The sequence below is a fragment of the Novosphingobium sp. JCM 18896 genome, assembly GCF_025938095.1.
Taxonomy (GTDB): Bacteria; Pseudomonadota; Alphaproteobacteria; order Sphingomonadales; family Sphingomonadaceae; genus Novosphingobium.
The window spans coordinates 376,777-392,486 of the sequence record NZ_JAPCZF010000003.1; the positions used below are offsets into that span (position 1 = coordinate 376,777).

Here is a 15,710-nt window from a genome sequence, read left to right on the forward strand (position 1 = left end):
ATGTGGCAGGCCTGTGCATCGCGAGCGATAAGACATAGACTGGCTCAAACGATCAGGCACCGGCAAGGTGCCAAGGAGGATGCCATGGATATTCGTGCGCTCGAGGAAGGTCTGCCTTTCGGGGCTCGGGTCGGTGGTCTGACGGCCGGACAGTTGCAGGACGAGGACATCCGCGCCCGGCTCCAGCAATTGTTCGAGGATCGCGGCGTCATCGTTTTCGAGGATGTCGAGCCGACGGCGCAGATGCAGGTCGCGGTCAGCACCGTGTTCGGCCCGCTCAAGGACCACCCGGTCAACACCGTCGCACGCGCGGACCGCGACGATAGCGCGCTGACCGGCGTGATCGAGATCGCCACGGGCGATGAGAAATGCGTGGTCGAGATCGACGGCAAGCCGCTGATCACCTGGCAGCCCTGGCACTTCGATCATGCCTACAACGACGAGCTCAACCGCGCCGGGGTGCTGCGCTCGATCAAGATCGCGAAGGACGGCGGCAAGACGGGCTTCGCCGACGGCGCGCAAATCTGGCGCGACATGGACCCGGCGATCCGCGCCAAGGCCGAAACGCTGGAAGTGCTCTACAATCTCGACCTGCGTTACACGCACCAGAAGTTCGGCCTGCCCAAGACCTTCCGCGAATTGCGCCCGCACGACATCGACATGGAAGCGATGATCGCCTCTAAGCCGCGCTCGATTCACCCTGCGGTTTGGACGCGCGACAGCGGCGAGAAGGTGTTCCACATGACGCCCTATGGCTGCCAGGGCCTGGTCGGCGACGAGAGTCCGGCCGCCTTCGCGCTGCTTTCCGAGATCTGGGACGAGGCGATGCGCGTGATCAAGCCCTACTACCACCAGTGGCACGCGACCGACATGGTGATCTGGGACAACTGGCGCGTGCTGCACGAGGCCTGCGGCTGCAATCCGAACGAGGAGCGCATCGTCCACCGCACGACGATCAAAGGCGACTACGGCCTCGGCCGCTTCGAGACTACGCCCGAGCTCAGCGGCGCCGCCTGACCAAAAAGAAAGCCCGGCTCCTTGGGGAGCCGGGCTGAGTTGGTTGACGGGAGGAGGGATCGGTCCCCGTCAGGGTGACTGGTTGGAACCTGCTTAGAACTTGATCGCGGCCGACAGCGTGAATGTCGTGCCGACGTCGTAGGTGTTGAACTCGACGACGTTGGCGCCGGCCTGCTGATACTCGCGGTGACGCGTGTGCAGCAGGTTGCGGCCTTCCGCCTTCAGTTCGAACTCTTGGCCGAGGAAGGTGACACCTTCGCGAAGGACGAGGTCGAGATTGATGCCGGGCTTCTCGATCACGTCGGGCTGGCCGGTGAAACCGCGGCTGACCGTGCGCGGGCTGGCGTAGCTCAGCAGGATCGTCTGCTGCGAAAGGCGCTCGGTATTTTCGAGGCCGAACTGCAGGTTGACCAGGTGATCCGACTGACCCGTCAGCGGCGCATCGTCGCGGAAGTAGTCGGTCGCCTTGGTCGAAGCCGCAGCATAGACGGCTACGGTATCCGTGTCCTTCACCTGCAGGGTCGACTTCGAATAAGTGTAGTTGGCGACGATCACCGCACGGCGGCCCGTGAGCCAGCCACCGGCATTCGAAAGGTCGAAATACTTCTGCAGTTCGAACTCGGCGCCGTAGAGCTGGGCCTTGGGCGCGTTCGCGTAGCTCGTGACGGCATCGCCGGCGAGCGGGAAGACGAACGATTCGATCGGGTTCTTGATCTTCTTGTAGAAGCCCGAGATCGACAGGCGCTGCTCGGGTGCGAAGTACCACTCGACGCGGGCTTCGCCGTTGTAGAGCTGGCTGTCGATCAGCAGCGGGTTACCCAGGTACTGGCGGTTGCTCTCGGGATCGAAGAACGGTTGGTAGATCAGCTCGCGGAACTGCGGGCGGGCGATCGTCTTCGAGGCGCTGAGGCGGATCTGCAGATCGGGACGGACCTGGTAGGTCAAGGTCGCGGCCGGCAGCCAGTAGTCGTTGTTCAGCGGCGTCGGATTGACGAAGGTCGGCGGCGTCGTGAACACTTGGATGGCTTCGACCGACTGCTTGGCCTTCTCGAAGCGGACACCCGCGTCGAGGCTGAACTGCTCGTTGAACTCCCAGTTCACCTTGGCGTAGCCGGCGTAGTTGCGCAGCTTGCCACGGAACGACGGGGTCGAGGTGTCGGATTCGATCAGGTCGATGCCGCCGACCGGAGTCGCCAGCGGGTTGCCGTTCGAGTCCTTGGTGACGCCGTTGATCAGGCCGGGCGACAGCAGCAGGTCGGGCCGCAGCACTGCCGCCTGGGCCGGGAAATTGCTCGAGGCGCGGAACAGGAACTGGCGGCGCGAGCTGACGCGGTTGGTGTCGCTGAACAGACCGCCGACCGTGGCCTTGATCGCCGGCGTCAGTTCGTAGGTGACGTCGATACCGCCCGACCACAGATCTTCGTTGAGGTTCGAGAAGGCGACGCTGGCTTCGCCCTGGTTGCCGTTGAGGCGGTTGACGTAGAGCGCGCCGAAGGGATCGGCCGCAGCATTGGTGCGGACGTACTCGAACGAGAACTCGTAGGGTGCTTCGCGCTGCGAATTGGCGTAGCCCGCGCGGACATCGACCGAGAGGCCGTCCATGGGCTTGAACTCGCCGACCAACTGGGTGTCGATCAGCTGGCGCTCGTACCAGGCCGTGTCCTGCTTCATGCGATCGGTATTGGGGTTCTGCGCCGGATTGCGGCCGACGCCGAGGCGTGCCTGCTTGATCGTGTCGCGGATGTAGAGATTGGTCCAGCGGACCTTGTTCTCACCCCATTCGAGACCGAGGCCGAGCATGCCGTTCGCCACCACGCGGTTGTCGGTGGTGGTACGGGTGAAGTCCTTCTCGAGCTCGGACAGGTCAGCGTTGGCCGTCGGCGTCTGCTGCAGCGCCTGGCGGTTGCGCCACTTGTTGCTGAAGCCGGCTGCGGCGATCACGCCGAGGTCGACGCCACCGAGATCGAAGGTCTTGCCTGCCGAAAGCGAGATCGAATAGGCGGGCGGCAGATCGTGCACGCGCTGCAGAGTGGCGCGGCTGAAGCGCACCAGTTCGCTGCCGATCGAGCGGCCGAGTGCGCTGTCGCCGTTCACCAGGGCGCCACTATTGAAATAGGACTGGAGCGCTGGCGGCAGGTCGCGGCTGCCGTTGTCGAAACCGGTCCAGTCGGACTTGGCGCCGTAATAGCTGTAGCCGTTGCGGCCGGTGGTCTCGGTGTCGACGGTGCCGCCGACGCCGATGGTGATGAACGGATCGCGCGGGGTCGATTTGGTCGTGAGGTTGATCACGCCGCCGCCGAACTCGCCCGGATAGTTCACCGAATAGCTCTTCTGGACGAGCGACGAGGCGATCACGCCGCTGGGGAAGATGTCGAGCGGCACGACGCGGCGCAGCGGTTCGGGGCTGGGCAGCGGCGAGCCGTTGAGCAGCGCCAGCGAATAGCGATCGCCGAGACCGCGGACGTAGACGAGGCCGCTGCCGACGACGCTGAGGCCGGTGACGCGGCCGAGCGCGCCGGCGATGTTGCCTTCACCCGTGCGCGCGATTTCCGCGGTCGAGAGGACCGAGATGACCTGATCCGATGCCTTGGCGATGTTGCGTTCGCGGTTGCCGGTCACGACGATCTCGCCACCGGGGACCGAAACCTCGACCTCTTCCTCTTGCGGAGCGGCGGGAGCGGGCTCTGCCACGGTCTCGCCCGTCGGCGGCGTGGTGGCGGGCGGCGCAGCGTCCTGCGCATGGACGATGGATGGCGCTACGAGTGCAGAGGTGAGCAGCAGAGCACCGGCGAGCCGCGACGTCTTCGACATCGGAAATCCCCTAAAATCAGATGCAAGGACGGGGGCAGCCATGGCCGGCTGCCCCCGCATTCAGGTCAGGCAGCCGCCGTTCAGGTGGCGGGCAGCGAGGTGCACGACGTGTTCGTCGAGCCCAGGTTCGCTGCCGCGCTGTTGCAGGTCCAGCCCGCGTACCAGGTGTCCGAAGCGTTACGCACCGCACCGATCCAGGTGGTGGTGTCGAAGAAGCTCGACGTCGCCTTGGGATCGGTGGCGGTGACCGCCGTTTCGTTGGCGCCGTTGATGAACAGGCTCGAAAGCGTGCTCGTGAAGGCGTCGTTGTTGTTGTTCGCGCCGGTGCCGAAGGCCGTGCCGACCTGGGCGGCGGTGTACGAACCCGAGCCGAGGAACTTCGCGGCGTTACAGCTCAGCACGACCGAGCGGGCGGTGAGCGTCGCGGGCGTGGTGCCCGAGCCGTTCAGACGGACGCACTCGTTGTTGGGGCTGAAGATGATGCCGTTGATCAGCGTCGTGTCCGAGTTGCCGCGGAACAGGCCCGAAGCGAGGTCGTTGGCTTCGTTGTTGGTGCTCGTCTGGCGCTGGATCGCGGTGAAGTTGGCAACGGCCAGCTTGGTGCGCGGGGTATCGGTCTCGTTGCCGTTCGAGTCGATCTCGAACAGGGCGTCGCCGGCACCGTCACGCTGGACGAGCAGCGCGTACTGGACGTTCATCTGCGCACCGGTGTCGACGTCGAGGCTGTCGTCGTCGGCGCCGATCGAGACGTAGTACTTGAGGTTCGGGCTACCGCCGAACCACTCCGAACCGTCGTCCGAGCTGTTGTACGACTGGATGTGGTCGAGCACGGTGCCGGTGCCGACGCCTTCGCCGGTCAGCGACTGCAGTTCGACGTTCGAGCCGAGGATGAAGCCCGAGTAGCGGATTTGCACATAACTCATGCGGCCGGCGTTGTAGGCGTTCTCGGTGCCGCCGAAGCGTGCCGGATCGGCCGCGCCTTCGGTCTGGCGCTCGCAGGTGTTTGAAGCGACGCTACCGGTGGTGCAGTCGGTGGTCGGCGCGCGGCCCATCAACACGACGCCGCCCCACTGGCCCTGCGAGGTCTCGGTGACCTGGCCGGTGACGTTGTCCTTGCTGGTGAAGATGATCGGCGAGGTGGCCGTACCGACCGCGTTGATCTTGTTACCGCGGTTGACGGCGAGCCACGAGGCACCGGGGGCGCCGATCAGCGTCGCGCCGGCGTCGATCGTCAGCGTGACGTTGGTGTCGGCGGTCAGGTTGGCCGTGGGGCAACCCGCGGTCGAGGTGGCGACGGGCGCCGCGGTGGTCGGGGCGGTGAAGCCGCCGTCACAACCAACGTCGACGCGGCCGTTCATCTGGTAGACGAGGCCGGCAATCTTGGGGAGCTGCGAGCTGCGATCGACGACGCGCGGCAGCGTGCAGACACGGTAAGAACCGGTCGGGCCGGTGATGACACCGTCGTCCTTGAGCTGCGTCGTGGCCGTGATCGTCGGGCACGAGGAAGCCGCGACGACATTGCCGGCGCCCGGCGTGGGGGTCGGGCTCGGGCTGGGCGTCGGAGCGGGGTTGTTGATGATGACGTCGCCGCCGGTGCCGGGCGAAGCGATGTCGCTCGGTCCGCAACCAGCAAGCGCGACCGCGCTGCAGCCGACAAGCAACAGGCCATGGATATTCTTCACGGTAAATTCCCCCTCATGATCGAGTGGCGCGAGCCCTCTGGCCGCGGCGAATCGCCAATTAGAGGAGGTAAATGACAGTTTGTTTTCGGTATCGTGACAGTATCGGAATAGTTGTTCGTGACGTTTTTATGACAATTGTGTCTGCGTTTCTGGTGTTGTCTGCGATTCATATGGGGTGTGACGCAGAGATCGAAGGTCTGTTCGATCCCGTGGCAAGTCGAATCGGGACGATTGGTCGATGCATGTCGGCATTGCCGTTTTATGACACTAACGGCATTCTTCGGTTGGGGATTGTCGCGGGGGTTTGCGCCGACTCGCCTCGAATCGGCAGAAATCTGCGGATGCACACGTCGATTGCAGTTTTATGACAGTTGCGTCATTTTGTTTCCAGATCGCGACGAATGCGGTTTACTCGTGCCATTGCATTGATGGGGAGTTTGCCAATGTCTGCCACTCTGACGCTCGCAGGACTCCTGCTGGCCCAGTCCGCCTGGTTCGTCGCGCCGACCAATATCGAACGCACCGACGTCGCCTACGAAGCGATGAGCCACGGGCGCACCGATGCCGCGATCTCGCAGCTTCGCGACCATTCCGCCAACGATGCCGCCGCGCTGATCAACCTCGGCACCGCCTATGCCCGCAAGGGCATGCGCGCCGAAGCGATGGAGTGCTTCGAGGCCGCGATGGCCGCCGATCGCTACGAGCTCCAGCTGGCCGATGGCAGCTGGATGGATTCGCGCCGCGCCGCACGCATCGCCGCCGCCCGTCTCGACCGCACGAGCACGCTGGCTTCGCGCTGAGCCAAGTTGGAAGTCTCATCGAGGGCGCTTTCCGCAGCCCGCGGTGAGGCTTCGTCACATTGCCGTCATCTTATTGGCGCAACGGGCCCGCAGGAGGGCCCTGTGACACATCGATTCCCCAAGACCCAGCTTACGACGTTTTCGCGCCTGCGCGCGCTTTCGATCTTCTCCGCCCTGTCGTTCCTCACCGCTGCGCCCGCCTCGGCGCAGGCGGTTCATGCCGATCCCGCGGGTTCGGGGCCGATCGTCGCCGCGCTCGGCTGGCTTCAGGGCACCCTACTCGGCAACGTCGCCACCGCCGTCGCGGTCATGGCCGTCGCCGCGGTCGGCTTCATGATGCTGACCGGGCGGATGAACTGGCGCTTCGGGGCGACCGTCATCATCGGCTGTTTCATCCTGTTCGGCGCGGGTGCGATCGTCACGGGCATCCAGTCGGCCGCGGGCTGATGAGCGGCGAGATCGTGCCTCTTCCCGGAGGCCCTCTTCACGGGGGCGGCGCCAGCGGGCACAACGTGGCCGTGCCGCGCAGCGTCTATCTCGATGCCTATCTCGCCCCCTTGCGCCCCTGGCTCGAGCGCGAGAGCGTGACCGAGATCCTGGTCAACCGCCCCGGCGAGCTGTGGGTGGAAGATGCCGCGCATCCGGGCATGCAGCGGATCGAGCTGGCCGAAGTCGACGACGAACTGCTCAAGCGCCTGGCCGAACAGGTCGCGCGGATCAGCCACCAGGGCATCAACCGCGAGCATCCGCTGCTCGCCGCGACGCTTCCCGATGGCGGTCGTATCCAGATCGTCGGCCCGCCGGCGACGCGGCGTCACTGGGCCATGGCGATCCGTCGCCACCGCCTGCTCGAATTGCCGCTCGACGCCTATGATCGCGGCCCTATCGCGGTCGCGGCCGAGGCGCCCATGCCCGACGCGCAGGCCGAACCGATCGCCTTCCTGCGCGAGGCGATCCGCCGCCGCCGCACGATCCTGATCTCGGGCGGCACCTCGACCGGCAAGACCACCTTCCTCAACGCCATGCTCAGCGAGATCCCGGGCGAGGAGCGCGTCGTCCTCGTCGAGGACACGGCCGAACTCAAGCTGCCGGGCGCCAACGGCGTCGGCCTGATTGCGGTCAAGGGCGAACTCGGCGAGGCAAAGGTTTCGGCCAACGACCTGCTCCAGGCGGCGCTGCGCCTGCGGCCCGACCGCATCGTCCTCGGCGAGCTGCGCGGCACCGAGACGGTGAGCTTCCTGCGCGCGATCAACACCGGCCATCCCGGCTCGTTTTCGACCGTCCATGCGAACACGCCGCGCGGCGCGCTCGAGCAGATCGCGCTGATGTCGATGCAGACCGGGATCGGCCTGAGCCGCGCCGAGACGCTCGAATATGCGGCCTCGGTGATCGACGTCGTGGTCCAGCTAGACCGCCGCGAGGGCAAGCGCGGCATCGCCGCGATCGCGGAATCGGTGAGCCTGCTCTAGATTGCCATCAATCTATTGATATTGAATGGTTTTATGGAGTGCTTCGCGCAAGTTTACAAACTTCGCGAAACTCATGCGTGTGAAACATGGCGAAAGTTTTCGCGCGGCGTGTCCGCTGCGCGATTCCTGCTGATAGATCAGCCGCTTGCACGATGAGAAAGACCGGGGCTGAACTTCTCACCTGGTGTCGATGTAGGAAAGGCCGATGTTTCAGCCGGCCTCGAAGGCCAGCGTCACGGTGTAGCTGTAGAACGGCGCGGCGGCCCCGCTCGGCGCGGCCGCGCGGTGACGGACGAGGAGCAGGTAGCGGCCGGCATCGGGCGCGGTCACGCTGAACCGGCCCGCGCTGTCGGTCTTGACCTCGGTCACCTGCTTGCGGCCGTCGTAGAGCCCGGCCTCGCGGAACATTGTGACATCGGCGGCCGTCAGTGGCTTGCCGTCGAACAGGACCTCGAAGCGCGCGGGCGCGGCGGCGGCGGTCGCCGTGGGATCGGCCAGCGGATGGATCTCCAGCGCCTTGCCGCGCGGCGCCAGCGCGCCGATCCCGGTGGGCTTGCCGCGCAGGACATAGGCGTCGGCCAGGGTCGTGCTCTGCACGGCGACGGTCTCGGCCCCGGCGGGTGGCGCGCCGTCCTCGCCGACCATCTTCCAGGTCTCGCCGGCGCGGAACATCTTGCCCATGCGGCCGAGGCGCTGGCCCGACGACAGGCGATAGACGCCGTCGGCGGGCACCGCCGCCTCGACCAGGGTGCGGTCGGCGGTGAACAGCGGCGTGCCGAGTTTCGTGACCGAGCCGTCGGGGCCGGTGATTTCGAACGGCGCGTCCTTCATCGCGATCTCGGGGCGGAAGGCGTCCTCGGTGAACGAGGCCTCGATCGACACCTTGTCGTGCGTGCCGATCTCGAACATGCCGGGGGCGATATAGGGCATGTGCGCGAGCGCGGGCGCCGCCGCAGCGAGCAGCACGATCGAAGCGGTAACACGCAGAGCAGCCTTAATCACGATCGTCCCCCGAACCTTGCCGATCGCGGGTAAATACGCGAACGATTCTCAATAGCAAGTAATTCGGCGGTGTCGTCAGCCGACCAGTGCCGCCGGACGGAAGCTGTGATCGGCGCGGGCGCGGAAGTTGAGCAGCCGCGCGGGGGCATCGCCGGTGCGGAACGAATAGGTCACGCCCGCCGGAATGTAGATCGAGCCGCCAGCCGCGAGCGACTTGTCCTGCCAGTGCAGCGAGCCCTCGGCGACATAGAATATCTCGTCTTCGTCGTGCGCGTGCGGGGCGATCAGGGTCTGTGGGTTCAGCCGCATCTCCATGAGCTGCATGGTCTTCTCGTCGCCGGCTTCGTGAAACGAAAGCTGACCCTCGAGTTCGGTCGCGTCGATGTGATCGCGCATCCAGCCCATGGGAATGTCGCCGATCTTGCGCCAGGCGAGCTGATCGGGGTGGTGCACGCGGATCGTCATCATGGTTCTCCCTCTTGTCGCACTCGGGATGCCACGACAGAGCTTTGACTGTCTCGCGGCCATCGGCCAATGTTGGCGCTCAAACGGCCATTGTCGTCGCAAGGGGCCGCGGCGATCGGCAGAGGGAGCAGGCGGTGGCGCGGTACGACATCGATCCCGATCTCGAATGCGGGCTGGTGACCCTGGCCGATCCGGCTTCGCGCGGCTTTGCCGGCGGCCTGATCCAGGACGAGTTCGACATCGACAGTCCCTGGCACCACCACGACATGCACCAGCTGCAATATGCCTTCGAAGGCTCGATGGAGCTTGAGGACGGCGAGGGGCGGCACCTGCTGCCGCGCAGTCTGGCCGGATGGATTCCCGCGGGTACGCGCCATCGCAACAGCCTGCACCGGATCTCGTCGGTCTCGGTTCTGCTCGCGCCCGACTGCGTGCCGGAGCCGGGCGAAGGCGTCCGTATCCTGCGCGTCTCACCGCTGATGCGCGAGATGATCGCGGAGGCCGCGCGCTGGCCGCTCGGCGCCGCGCTCGATGCGACGGGCCAGGCCTTCTTCGCCGCCTTCGCGCGGCTCTGCGGCGAATGGATCGCCGACCGCGCGCCGCTGACCCTGCCGACCACACCCGACCCGGTGCTCGGTATCGCGCTCGCGGCGGTGCGCGCCGATCCCGCGGGGTGCCGGATGGACGATGCCGCGCGCGCGGCGGGCCTGTCCGAACGCTCGCTGCGCCGACGCTGCCAGGCACAGCTCGGCATGGGCTGGGACGAGTACCGCCGCCGCGCGCGCCTGCTCGTCTCGATCGAGGCGCTGACCGAGAGCGAGCGCTCGATCGCCCAGGTCGCCGCCGACGTCGGCTTCGAGAGCCAGAGCGCGTTCGCGCGCGCCTTTCGGCGGCTCACCGGGGAGGCGCCGCAGGCCTTTCGCGCTGCGGCGCGGCGACGGGGCTAGTCAGGCCGGCTTGGGCTCGCGTGGCCAGCGGTGGGTCGGCCGGGTTAGCATCGTGACGCCCGCGTCGAGATCGCAGACCTCCGCCAGTTTTTCGGGCAGCTTCGCCATCTCGGGCTTGGCGAAGGCGTCGATCGCGGCGTCGATGCTGGGGAACCAGGACTCGTCGATCGCTTCGAAGGGGAAATCGACCGGCGGGCCGTCGACCGTCACGTTGAGCGCCCAGCGCTGCGCGCCGAGTGCGGGAGCGAGGTCGGCGGCGAGCTGGCCGTATTCGTCCCTGAGGAAGCTCTCGTACTGCTCGCGCGAGACGCCTTCTTTGCGCTTGAGGAAGCGGAAAATCGCGGCCTCGCCGACCTTGCCGTCGACGAAGCGGGTTTCCTTGGCCCAGAAGCTGAATTCGGGCGTGTAACGGTCGAACACTCGCAGTTCGTCCTCGTCGATCAGCGCGCGCTGTTCCTTCGAGAAGCCCTTGCCGTAGAAGGTGTCGAGCACCGGTGCCTCGGCGACGCTGACGCCGTCGTGTTCGGTCGAGACGGGCAGGTCGGCCGCGCGCGGATCGTCGACGCGCGTGGTGTAGCGCATCCAGTCGATCGTGCCGTCCATCGCGGGGAACTGGCTGGCGAAGACCGCATGGCTCTTCCAGGTGCGCGGCCAGTCTTCCCAGGCGACGTTCTTGGCGCGCCGCGCCAGGTAGAGCATCTTGTAGGGCATCGGTTGTTCCTCTCGATTCAGGCGGGTCATTGCCCGCTTAAAGTCAGTCCAGATCGGCTTCGCTGAATACCGCGATGGGCTCGATCGCCTTGAGCATGAGCAGCGGGATCACGCGTTCGGTGCGGGTCTGGTAGACGCCGTAGAACGGATAGGAATCGACCATGAAGGCCCAGACCTTGTCGCGCTCGGCGCCTTCGGGCTCGCGCCAGGTGGCGCGGAAGGCCTGGGTGGCGATCTGGAAGTCGACCGTCTCGGCGGCCAGGATGTTGTGGTACCACTGCGGGCTGTCGTCGGCGCCGCCCTTCGAGGCGCAGATCACCACTTCGCCGCCGATGTCGCCGTAGGACAGGCCCTGGATCATCGTCTTGCCGGTCTTGCGGCCTTTGTACCGGATCAGGCAGTGGGTGCCGAACGGATGCCCGCCGGCGCCGGTCAGGTCCATGATGTGGCCCTGCCGCCCGCCCGAGCGCAGATAGAGCCGGCGGTGCTCCTTCACCCAGTCGAAGGTGCCCGCGGGGCGCGTGATTTCGGGTAGTGGTTCGCTCACTTGTGCCGTCTCCCTGCGATGCACGGCGATCGTGCCGCTAGCTCGCGTGCTTTCGTCTTCGGGAGGACTATGCAGCACGACGCTGCCGAGCGGGAACACCGCGCGGCAAAGCGGCTAGTCGCTGGCGGCAGTGGCTGGCGGGAAAGGCTCTAGCTGCCGGCTTCGCGGCACTTCATCTCGATCACGCGGCGCGCGAGCGTGCTGACCGTGCCGCCCTCGCGGCGAATCTCGGCGTCGATGCAGCGCTGGTCGGGCGTGCGATCGTCGGGCTTCTGCGCGCGCAGCCGGCGATCGAATTCGGCGATGTCGGCCTGTTCCTGTGCGGAGAGCTGGCCGATCTGCTTGGTGCCGGCGAGCACGGCCTGGTAATTGATCCGCGCTTGGGCGGTCCGATCCTGTGCGATCGCGGCGGTGCTCGACAGAAGAGCGCCCAGGATCATCGCGGCTTGCAGCGATCTGGTCATTGCGCCGTTCTAGCCCGTGGTCACGACGTTTGCGAGTTTCGTCGCGGGTTCGACTTCGAGCCAGTTGGCGAGCAGCCGCAGGTCCTTGTCCACGCCCTCGGTGTAGAGCGGCCGAACCGGGGCGCCGACCGTGAGCACGAGCTTGCCGTCGGCGAGGTCGAGCGAGCTGTGCGTCAGCGACTGGGCGATGCAGCCGCTGAATTTGCGGCAGAGGCGCGTGGCCAGGCCCCAGGTCACGGCTTCGCGCAGGTCGGCCGCCGAGGCCAGGCGCAGGTATTCGTCGGGAAAGGTCGTGCGGCCGGTGTTGGCGATCGCCGCCACAGCCAGGATCGCGCGCTCGCGGTCGCCGATGCCGATCCAGCGCTTGCGCAGCGCCCAGTCCATCGCCTGCTCCATGCGCAGGTTGGGCTCGATCCGCTGCGCGGCGAGTGCCAGCAGGGTCGCGGCGAGGCGCAGGCGCTCGTGGCCGGGCTCGGTCGTGGCGCAGACCTCGGCGGTCCAGCCCGCGACCATGGTTCCCGAGGACGGCGAGACGTCGAGCGTTTCGGCGAAGGCCGTGACCGCCGCGAGCATCGGGTCCTGCGCCTGGACCCCGGGGCTCATGCGGCGGAACAGCAGGCCTTCGCGCAGGCCCCAGGCCGAGAAGACCAGGCTGGCCGGCTTGATCTCGTTGGCCAGCACGCAGAGCAGTGCGGCCGCGTCGGGTAACGAGGCGAGACGCGAGGCCGAGATGCGCGGGACGTCGCCCTTGATCTTGGCGGCGGTGACCTCGCGGAAGATGCGGATCGCGGTCTCGGTATCGACCTCCCAACCGTGCGGGTCGTCGAGCGGCCAGTCGAGCTTGGCCATGGCGTAGCGTGCCAGCGCGCGCCACGAGCCGCCGACCAGATACATCGGCATGCCCGCGCCTTCCGACCAGTCTGCCGCCTTCAGCGCCTTGCGCACGCGTGCCGCGAATTTCTGCGCGCCGGTCGCGCGCAGGGCTTCGAGCCGCAGGGTGCCGAAAGGCATGGTGATGCCGTGGCGCGCGGTCTTGCCGTCGATCTCGGTCAATTCCAGGCTGCCACCGCCGAGATCGGCGACCACGCCCTTGGCGCCGGGGAAGGCGGCCATGACGCCGTGGGCGCTGGCCGTGGCCTCTTCCTCGCCCGAGAGCAGGCGCGGGCTGAGCCCCAGGGCCTCGACCGCGGCGAGGAATTCGGCGCCGTTGCTGGCATCGCGCGCGGCCGCGGTGGCGACGGTCTCGATATCGGTGATGCCCATCAGCCTGAGCAGCGCGGCATAGCGGCCGAGCGCGGCCAGCGCGGTCTTCATCGCCTTGTCCGAAAGCTCGCCGGTCTCGCCCATGGCCTTGCCCAGCTTGGCCGTGACCTTTTCGTTGAGCAGCACCGTCGGTGCGCGGGGCGGGCCGCCGTAGACGACGACGCGCACCGAGTTCGAGCCGATATCGATGATCGCGTGACGATCGTTCATGGAAGTGCCGGTGATGCGCTTTGACTCGAACATTGCGTCGGCCCCGTCACACGTTCCCCCGGCGCAAGGCAAGCTTGGGAACCTTGCGTCCACTGGTAAGTGCCGCGCCCCGGCCCGAAAGCGAGGGGTTGGTCATGAAGTAACGATGGAGGTTGAACGGGGTTTCGCCCTTTTCCATCCGGCTCCACGATCCGTCGGGGGCCAGCAGCCACGACTGTTCGGTATCGAGCAGGTTGGCGAGCATGACCTGGCTCAGCACTTGGTCGTGGACCGTGCGGTTGCGGATCGGCACGAGCAGTTCGACGCGCCGGTCGAGATTGCGGCTCATGCCGTCGGCCGAAGTGATGAACACCTGCGCGCGGCGATTGGGCAGTTCGGCGCCATTGGCGAAGGCCCAGATGCGGCTGTGCTCAAGGAAGCGGCCGATGATCGACTTGACCGTGATGTTCTCCGACAGGCCGAGGATGCCCGGACGCAGGCAGCAGATGCCGCGCACCACCAGAGTGATCTTCACCCCCGCCTGGCTGGCGTCGTAGAGCCGGTTGATCAGCTTCGAATCGGTCAGCGAATTGAGCTTGGCCCAGACCGCCGCGGGCTTGCCGGCCCCGGCATTGGCGATCTCGCGGTCGATGCAGTCGTAGAGCCTCTCGCGTAGGAAGATCGGCGAGATCGCCAGCATCTCAAGCTTCTGTGGTTCGACATAGCCGGTGATGAAGTTGAACAGCTTGCCCGCGTCGCGGCCGAACTTGGGATCGGCGGTGAAGAACGACAGGTCGGTGTAAACGCGTGCGGTGATCGGGTGGTAGTTGCCCGTACCGAAGTGGCAATAGGTGCGATAGGCGCCGCCCTCGCGCCGTACGACCATCGAGACCTTGGCGTGGGTCTTCCAGTCGACGAAGCCGTAGATCACCTGGACCCCGGCGCGTTCGAGCTGGCTGGCCCAGAACAGGTTCTGCTCCTCGTCGAACCGCGCCTTGAGCTCGACCACGGCGGTGACGGACTTGCCCGCCTCGGCCGCGGCGATCAGCGCGGCGATCACCGAGGACTGGTTGCCCGCGCGGTAGAGCGTCTGCTTGATCGCGACGACGTCGGGGTCCGAAGCCGCCTGGCGCAGGAAGTCGACCACCACCTCGAAGCTCTCGTAGGGGTGGTGGACGACGATGTCCTTCTCGCGGATCGAGGCGAAGCAGTCGCCGTCGTGCTCGAGCACGCGCTCGGGATAGCGGGGGGTATAGGGTTCGAACTTGAGCTCGGGGCGGTCCTCGTCGACGATCTTGGACAGGCCGCCGAAGCCGATCAGCCCGCCGGTCTTGATCACGATCGCCTTGTCGAGGCCGAGCTGGTTGCGCAGCAGCGCCTCGGCCGCGGGCTCGAACTCGCCCTGGAGCTGGAGCATGATGACCATGCCGCGCCGGCGCCGCTGGATCGCGGTGCGATAGTAGCGGACGAGGTCTTCGGCATCCTCCTCGATCTCGATGTCGCTGTCGCGCAGGATGCGGAACACGCCGTGGCCGAGCGCGCGGAAGCCGGGGAACAGCACCTCGGCGTTCTGGCAGATCAGGTCCTCGACCGAGATGTAGGTCGCCTCTTCACCGGGCAGCCGGATGAAGCGCGGCAGTGCCGAGGGAATCAGCACCATCTCCATCAGCTCTTCGCCGTCGGCGACGCGGTTGAGCGCGAAGAGGATGCCCATTCCCTGGTTGGCGACGAAGGGGAAGGGGTGCGCGGGGTCGATCGCCTGCGGCGTGATCACCGGCATGATGTGTTCGAGGAAATAGTCCTTGAGCCAGCGCGCGTGGCCGTGGCCGTGGTCGCGCGTCTTGCCGGTCTTGCTGTCACCGACGATGGTGATGCCGCATTCGGCGAGCTGGCCCTGGAGGATGTCCCAGGCAGCCTGCTGCTGCAGCTCGATCGCGATCACCGCCTCGCGGATCGCCGCGAGCTGCTGCGACGGGGTCAGGCCGTCGATCGAGGTTTCCTCGATCTGGCGGCGAATCTGGCCGGCGAGACCGGCGACGCGGACCATGAGGAATTCGTCGAGATTGCTGCCCGAGATCGATAGGAAGCGCAGCCGTTCGAGCACCGGATAGTCGGGATTGCCCGCCTCGGCGAGCACGCGCTGGTTGAACGACAGCCACGAGAGTTCGCGATTGAAGAAACGCGGCTCACCCACCGCCAGCGGGCTGCCACCCGCCTGAACCGCCTCCGTAGTCATCATGTCCCCGACAGCAAGCATCCGATCGGCTCCGCAATCCGCCGCGCATGTTACAGCGGCATGACAGTCTTGCGGCAAAGCTCCGCCGCAGGAAGAGCGGCGAGTGT

The 15,710-nt window shown here is 66.5% G+C and carries 14 protein-coding genes; 5 read left to right on the top strand and 9 right to left on the bottom strand.

Translation table 11 applies throughout. From position 1 onward, the window contains the following. Positions 1-84 precede the first annotated feature (84 nt). Positions 85-1,017 (top strand): TauD/TfdA dioxygenase family protein, encoded by a 933-nt coding sequence (locus tag OLX23_RS12140; protein ID WP_264445259.1) that lies wholly within the window; start codon positions 85-87, stop codon positions 1,015-1,017. A 93-nt stretch (positions 1,018-1,110) separates the two neighbouring features. On the opposite strand, the gene OLX23_RS12145 is transcribed toward OLX23_RS12140, so the two are convergent. Further along, on the bottom strand, positions 1,111-3,828 hold the full coding sequence (locus OLX23_RS12145; RefSeq protein WP_264445260.1) for a TonB-dependent receptor domain-containing protein: 2,718 nt from the start codon (positions 3,826-3,828) through the stop codon (positions 1,111-1,113). 80 nt (positions 3,829-3,908) lie between these two features. Beyond that, entirely contained in the window at positions 3,909-5,510 is a 1,602-nt protein-coding gene (locus OLX23_RS12150; RefSeq protein WP_264445261.1) for a hypothetical protein, read from the bottom strand. 443 nt (positions 5,511-5,953) lie between these two features. On the opposite strand from OLX23_RS12150, the gene OLX23_RS12155 reads away from it, so the two are divergent. The 3 genes from OLX23_RS12155 (at position 5,954) to virB11 (ending at position 7,779) form a co-directional block, all read left to right on the top strand. Further along, a complete protein-coding gene (locus OLX23_RS12155) occupies positions 5,954-6,310 on the top strand; it encodes a hypothetical protein (protein ID WP_264445262.1) in 357 nt (118 codons plus the stop codon). 147 nt (positions 6,311-6,457) lie between these two features. Next, complete coding sequence (locus OLX23_RS12160) at positions 6,458-6,757, top strand: TrbC/VirB2 family protein (protein WP_264445686.1); 300 nt, start codon at positions 6,458-6,460, stop codon at positions 6,755-6,757. Further along, a complete protein-coding gene (virB11, locus tag OLX23_RS12165) occupies positions 6,757-7,779 on the top strand; it encodes a P-type DNA transfer ATPase VirB11 (protein WP_264445263.1) in 1,023 nt (340 codons plus the stop codon). Before OLX23_RS12160 ends, virB11 begins: the two co-directional genes overlap by 1 nt. 210 nt (positions 7,780-7,989) lie before the next feature. Here virB11 and OLX23_RS12170 read toward each other — a convergent pair whose 3' ends face one another. Together OLX23_RS12170 and OLX23_RS12175 are read right to left on the bottom strand one after the other, a co-directional pair. After that, entirely contained in the window at positions 7,990-8,781 is a 792-nt protein-coding gene (locus OLX23_RS12170; protein WP_264445264.1) for a DUF4198 domain-containing protein, read from the bottom strand. 75 nt (positions 8,782-8,856) lie between these two features. Continuing rightward, positions 8,857-9,249, bottom strand: a complete 393-nt coding sequence (locus tag OLX23_RS12175) for a cupin domain-containing protein (RefSeq protein WP_264445265.1) — start codon at positions 9,247-9,249, stop codon at positions 8,857-8,859. A gap of 131 nt (positions 9,250-9,380) precedes the next feature. Here OLX23_RS12175 and OLX23_RS12180 point away from each other — a divergent pair, with 131 nt between their 5' ends. Then, positions 9,381-10,193, top strand: coding sequence for an AraC family transcriptional regulator (locus OLX23_RS12180; RefSeq protein WP_264445266.1), 813 nt, complete (start codon positions 9,381-9,383; stop codon positions 10,191-10,193). Here the strand turns inward: OLX23_RS12180 and OLX23_RS12185 are convergent, their stop codons facing one another. The 5 genes from OLX23_RS12185 to OLX23_RS12205 all read right to left on the bottom strand — a co-directional run bounded on the left by OLX23_RS12185 (position 10,194) and on the right by OLX23_RS12205 (position 15,606). Next, a complete protein-coding gene (locus OLX23_RS12185) occupies positions 10,194-10,904 on the bottom strand; it encodes an EthD domain-containing protein (protein ID WP_264445267.1) in 711 nt (236 codons plus the stop codon). It lies immediately after the preceding gene. 43 nt (positions 10,905-10,947) lie between these two features. Continuing rightward, positions 10,948-11,451, bottom strand: coding sequence for a nitroreductase family deazaflavin-dependent oxidoreductase (locus OLX23_RS12190; protein ID WP_264445268.1), 504 nt, complete (start codon positions 11,449-11,451; stop codon positions 10,948-10,950). Between the two features lie 149 nt (positions 11,452-11,600). Continuing rightward, positions 11,601-11,915: a hypothetical protein gene (locus tag OLX23_RS12195; protein WP_264445269.1), complete on the bottom strand. Its 315-nt coding sequence runs from the start codon at positions 11,913-11,915 to the stop codon at positions 11,601-11,603. A 9-nt stretch (positions 11,916-11,924) separates the two neighbouring features. Continuing rightward, complete coding sequence (locus OLX23_RS12200; RefSeq protein ID WP_264445270.1) at positions 11,925-13,421, bottom strand: Ppx/GppA family phosphatase; 1,497 nt, start codon at positions 13,419-13,421, stop codon at positions 11,925-11,927. Positions 13,422-13,434: 13 nt separating this feature from the next. Next, complete coding sequence (locus OLX23_RS12205) at positions 13,435-15,606, bottom strand: RNA degradosome polyphosphate kinase (protein WP_264445271.1); 2,172 nt, start codon at positions 15,604-15,606, stop codon at positions 13,435-13,437. Positions 15,607-15,710: the final 104 nt, after the last annotated feature.

Bases quoted from the DNA above. Each gene is read 5' to 3' on its own strand.
- OLX23_RS12140 (WP_264445259.1), top strand. From the start codon at position 85: ATGGATATTCGTGCGCTCGAGGAAGGTCTGCCTTTCGGGGCTCGGGTC.
- OLX23_RS12145 (WP_264445260.1), bottom strand. From the start codon at position 3,828: ATGTCGAAGACGTCGCGGCTCGCCGGTGCTCTGCTGCTCACCTCTGCA.
- OLX23_RS12155 (WP_264445262.1), top strand. From the start codon at position 5,954: ATGTCTGCCACTCTGACGCTCGCAGGACTCCTGCTGGCCCAGTCCGCC.
- virB11 (WP_264445263.1), top strand. From the start codon at position 6,757: ATGAGCGGCGAGATCGTGCCTCTTCCCGGAGGCCCTCTTCACGGGGGC.
- OLX23_RS12175 (WP_264445265.1), bottom strand. From the start codon at position 9,249: ATGATGACGATCCGCGTGCACCACCCCGATCAGCTCGCCTGGCGCAAG.
- OLX23_RS12185 (WP_264445267.1), bottom strand. From the start codon at position 10,904: ATGCCCTACAAGATGCTCTACCTGGCGCGGCGCGCCAAGAACGTCGCC.
- OLX23_RS12195 (WP_264445269.1), bottom strand. From the start codon at position 11,915: ATGACCAGATCGCTGCAAGCCGCGATGATCCTGGGCGCTCTTCTGTCG.
- OLX23_RS12200 (WP_264445270.1), bottom strand. From the start codon at position 13,421: ATGTTCGAGTCAAAGCGCATCACCGGCACTTCCATGAACGATCGTCAC.
- OLX23_RS12205 (WP_264445271.1), bottom strand. From the start codon at position 15,606: ATGATGACTACGGAGGCGGTTCAGGCGGGTGGCAGCCCGCTGGCGGTG.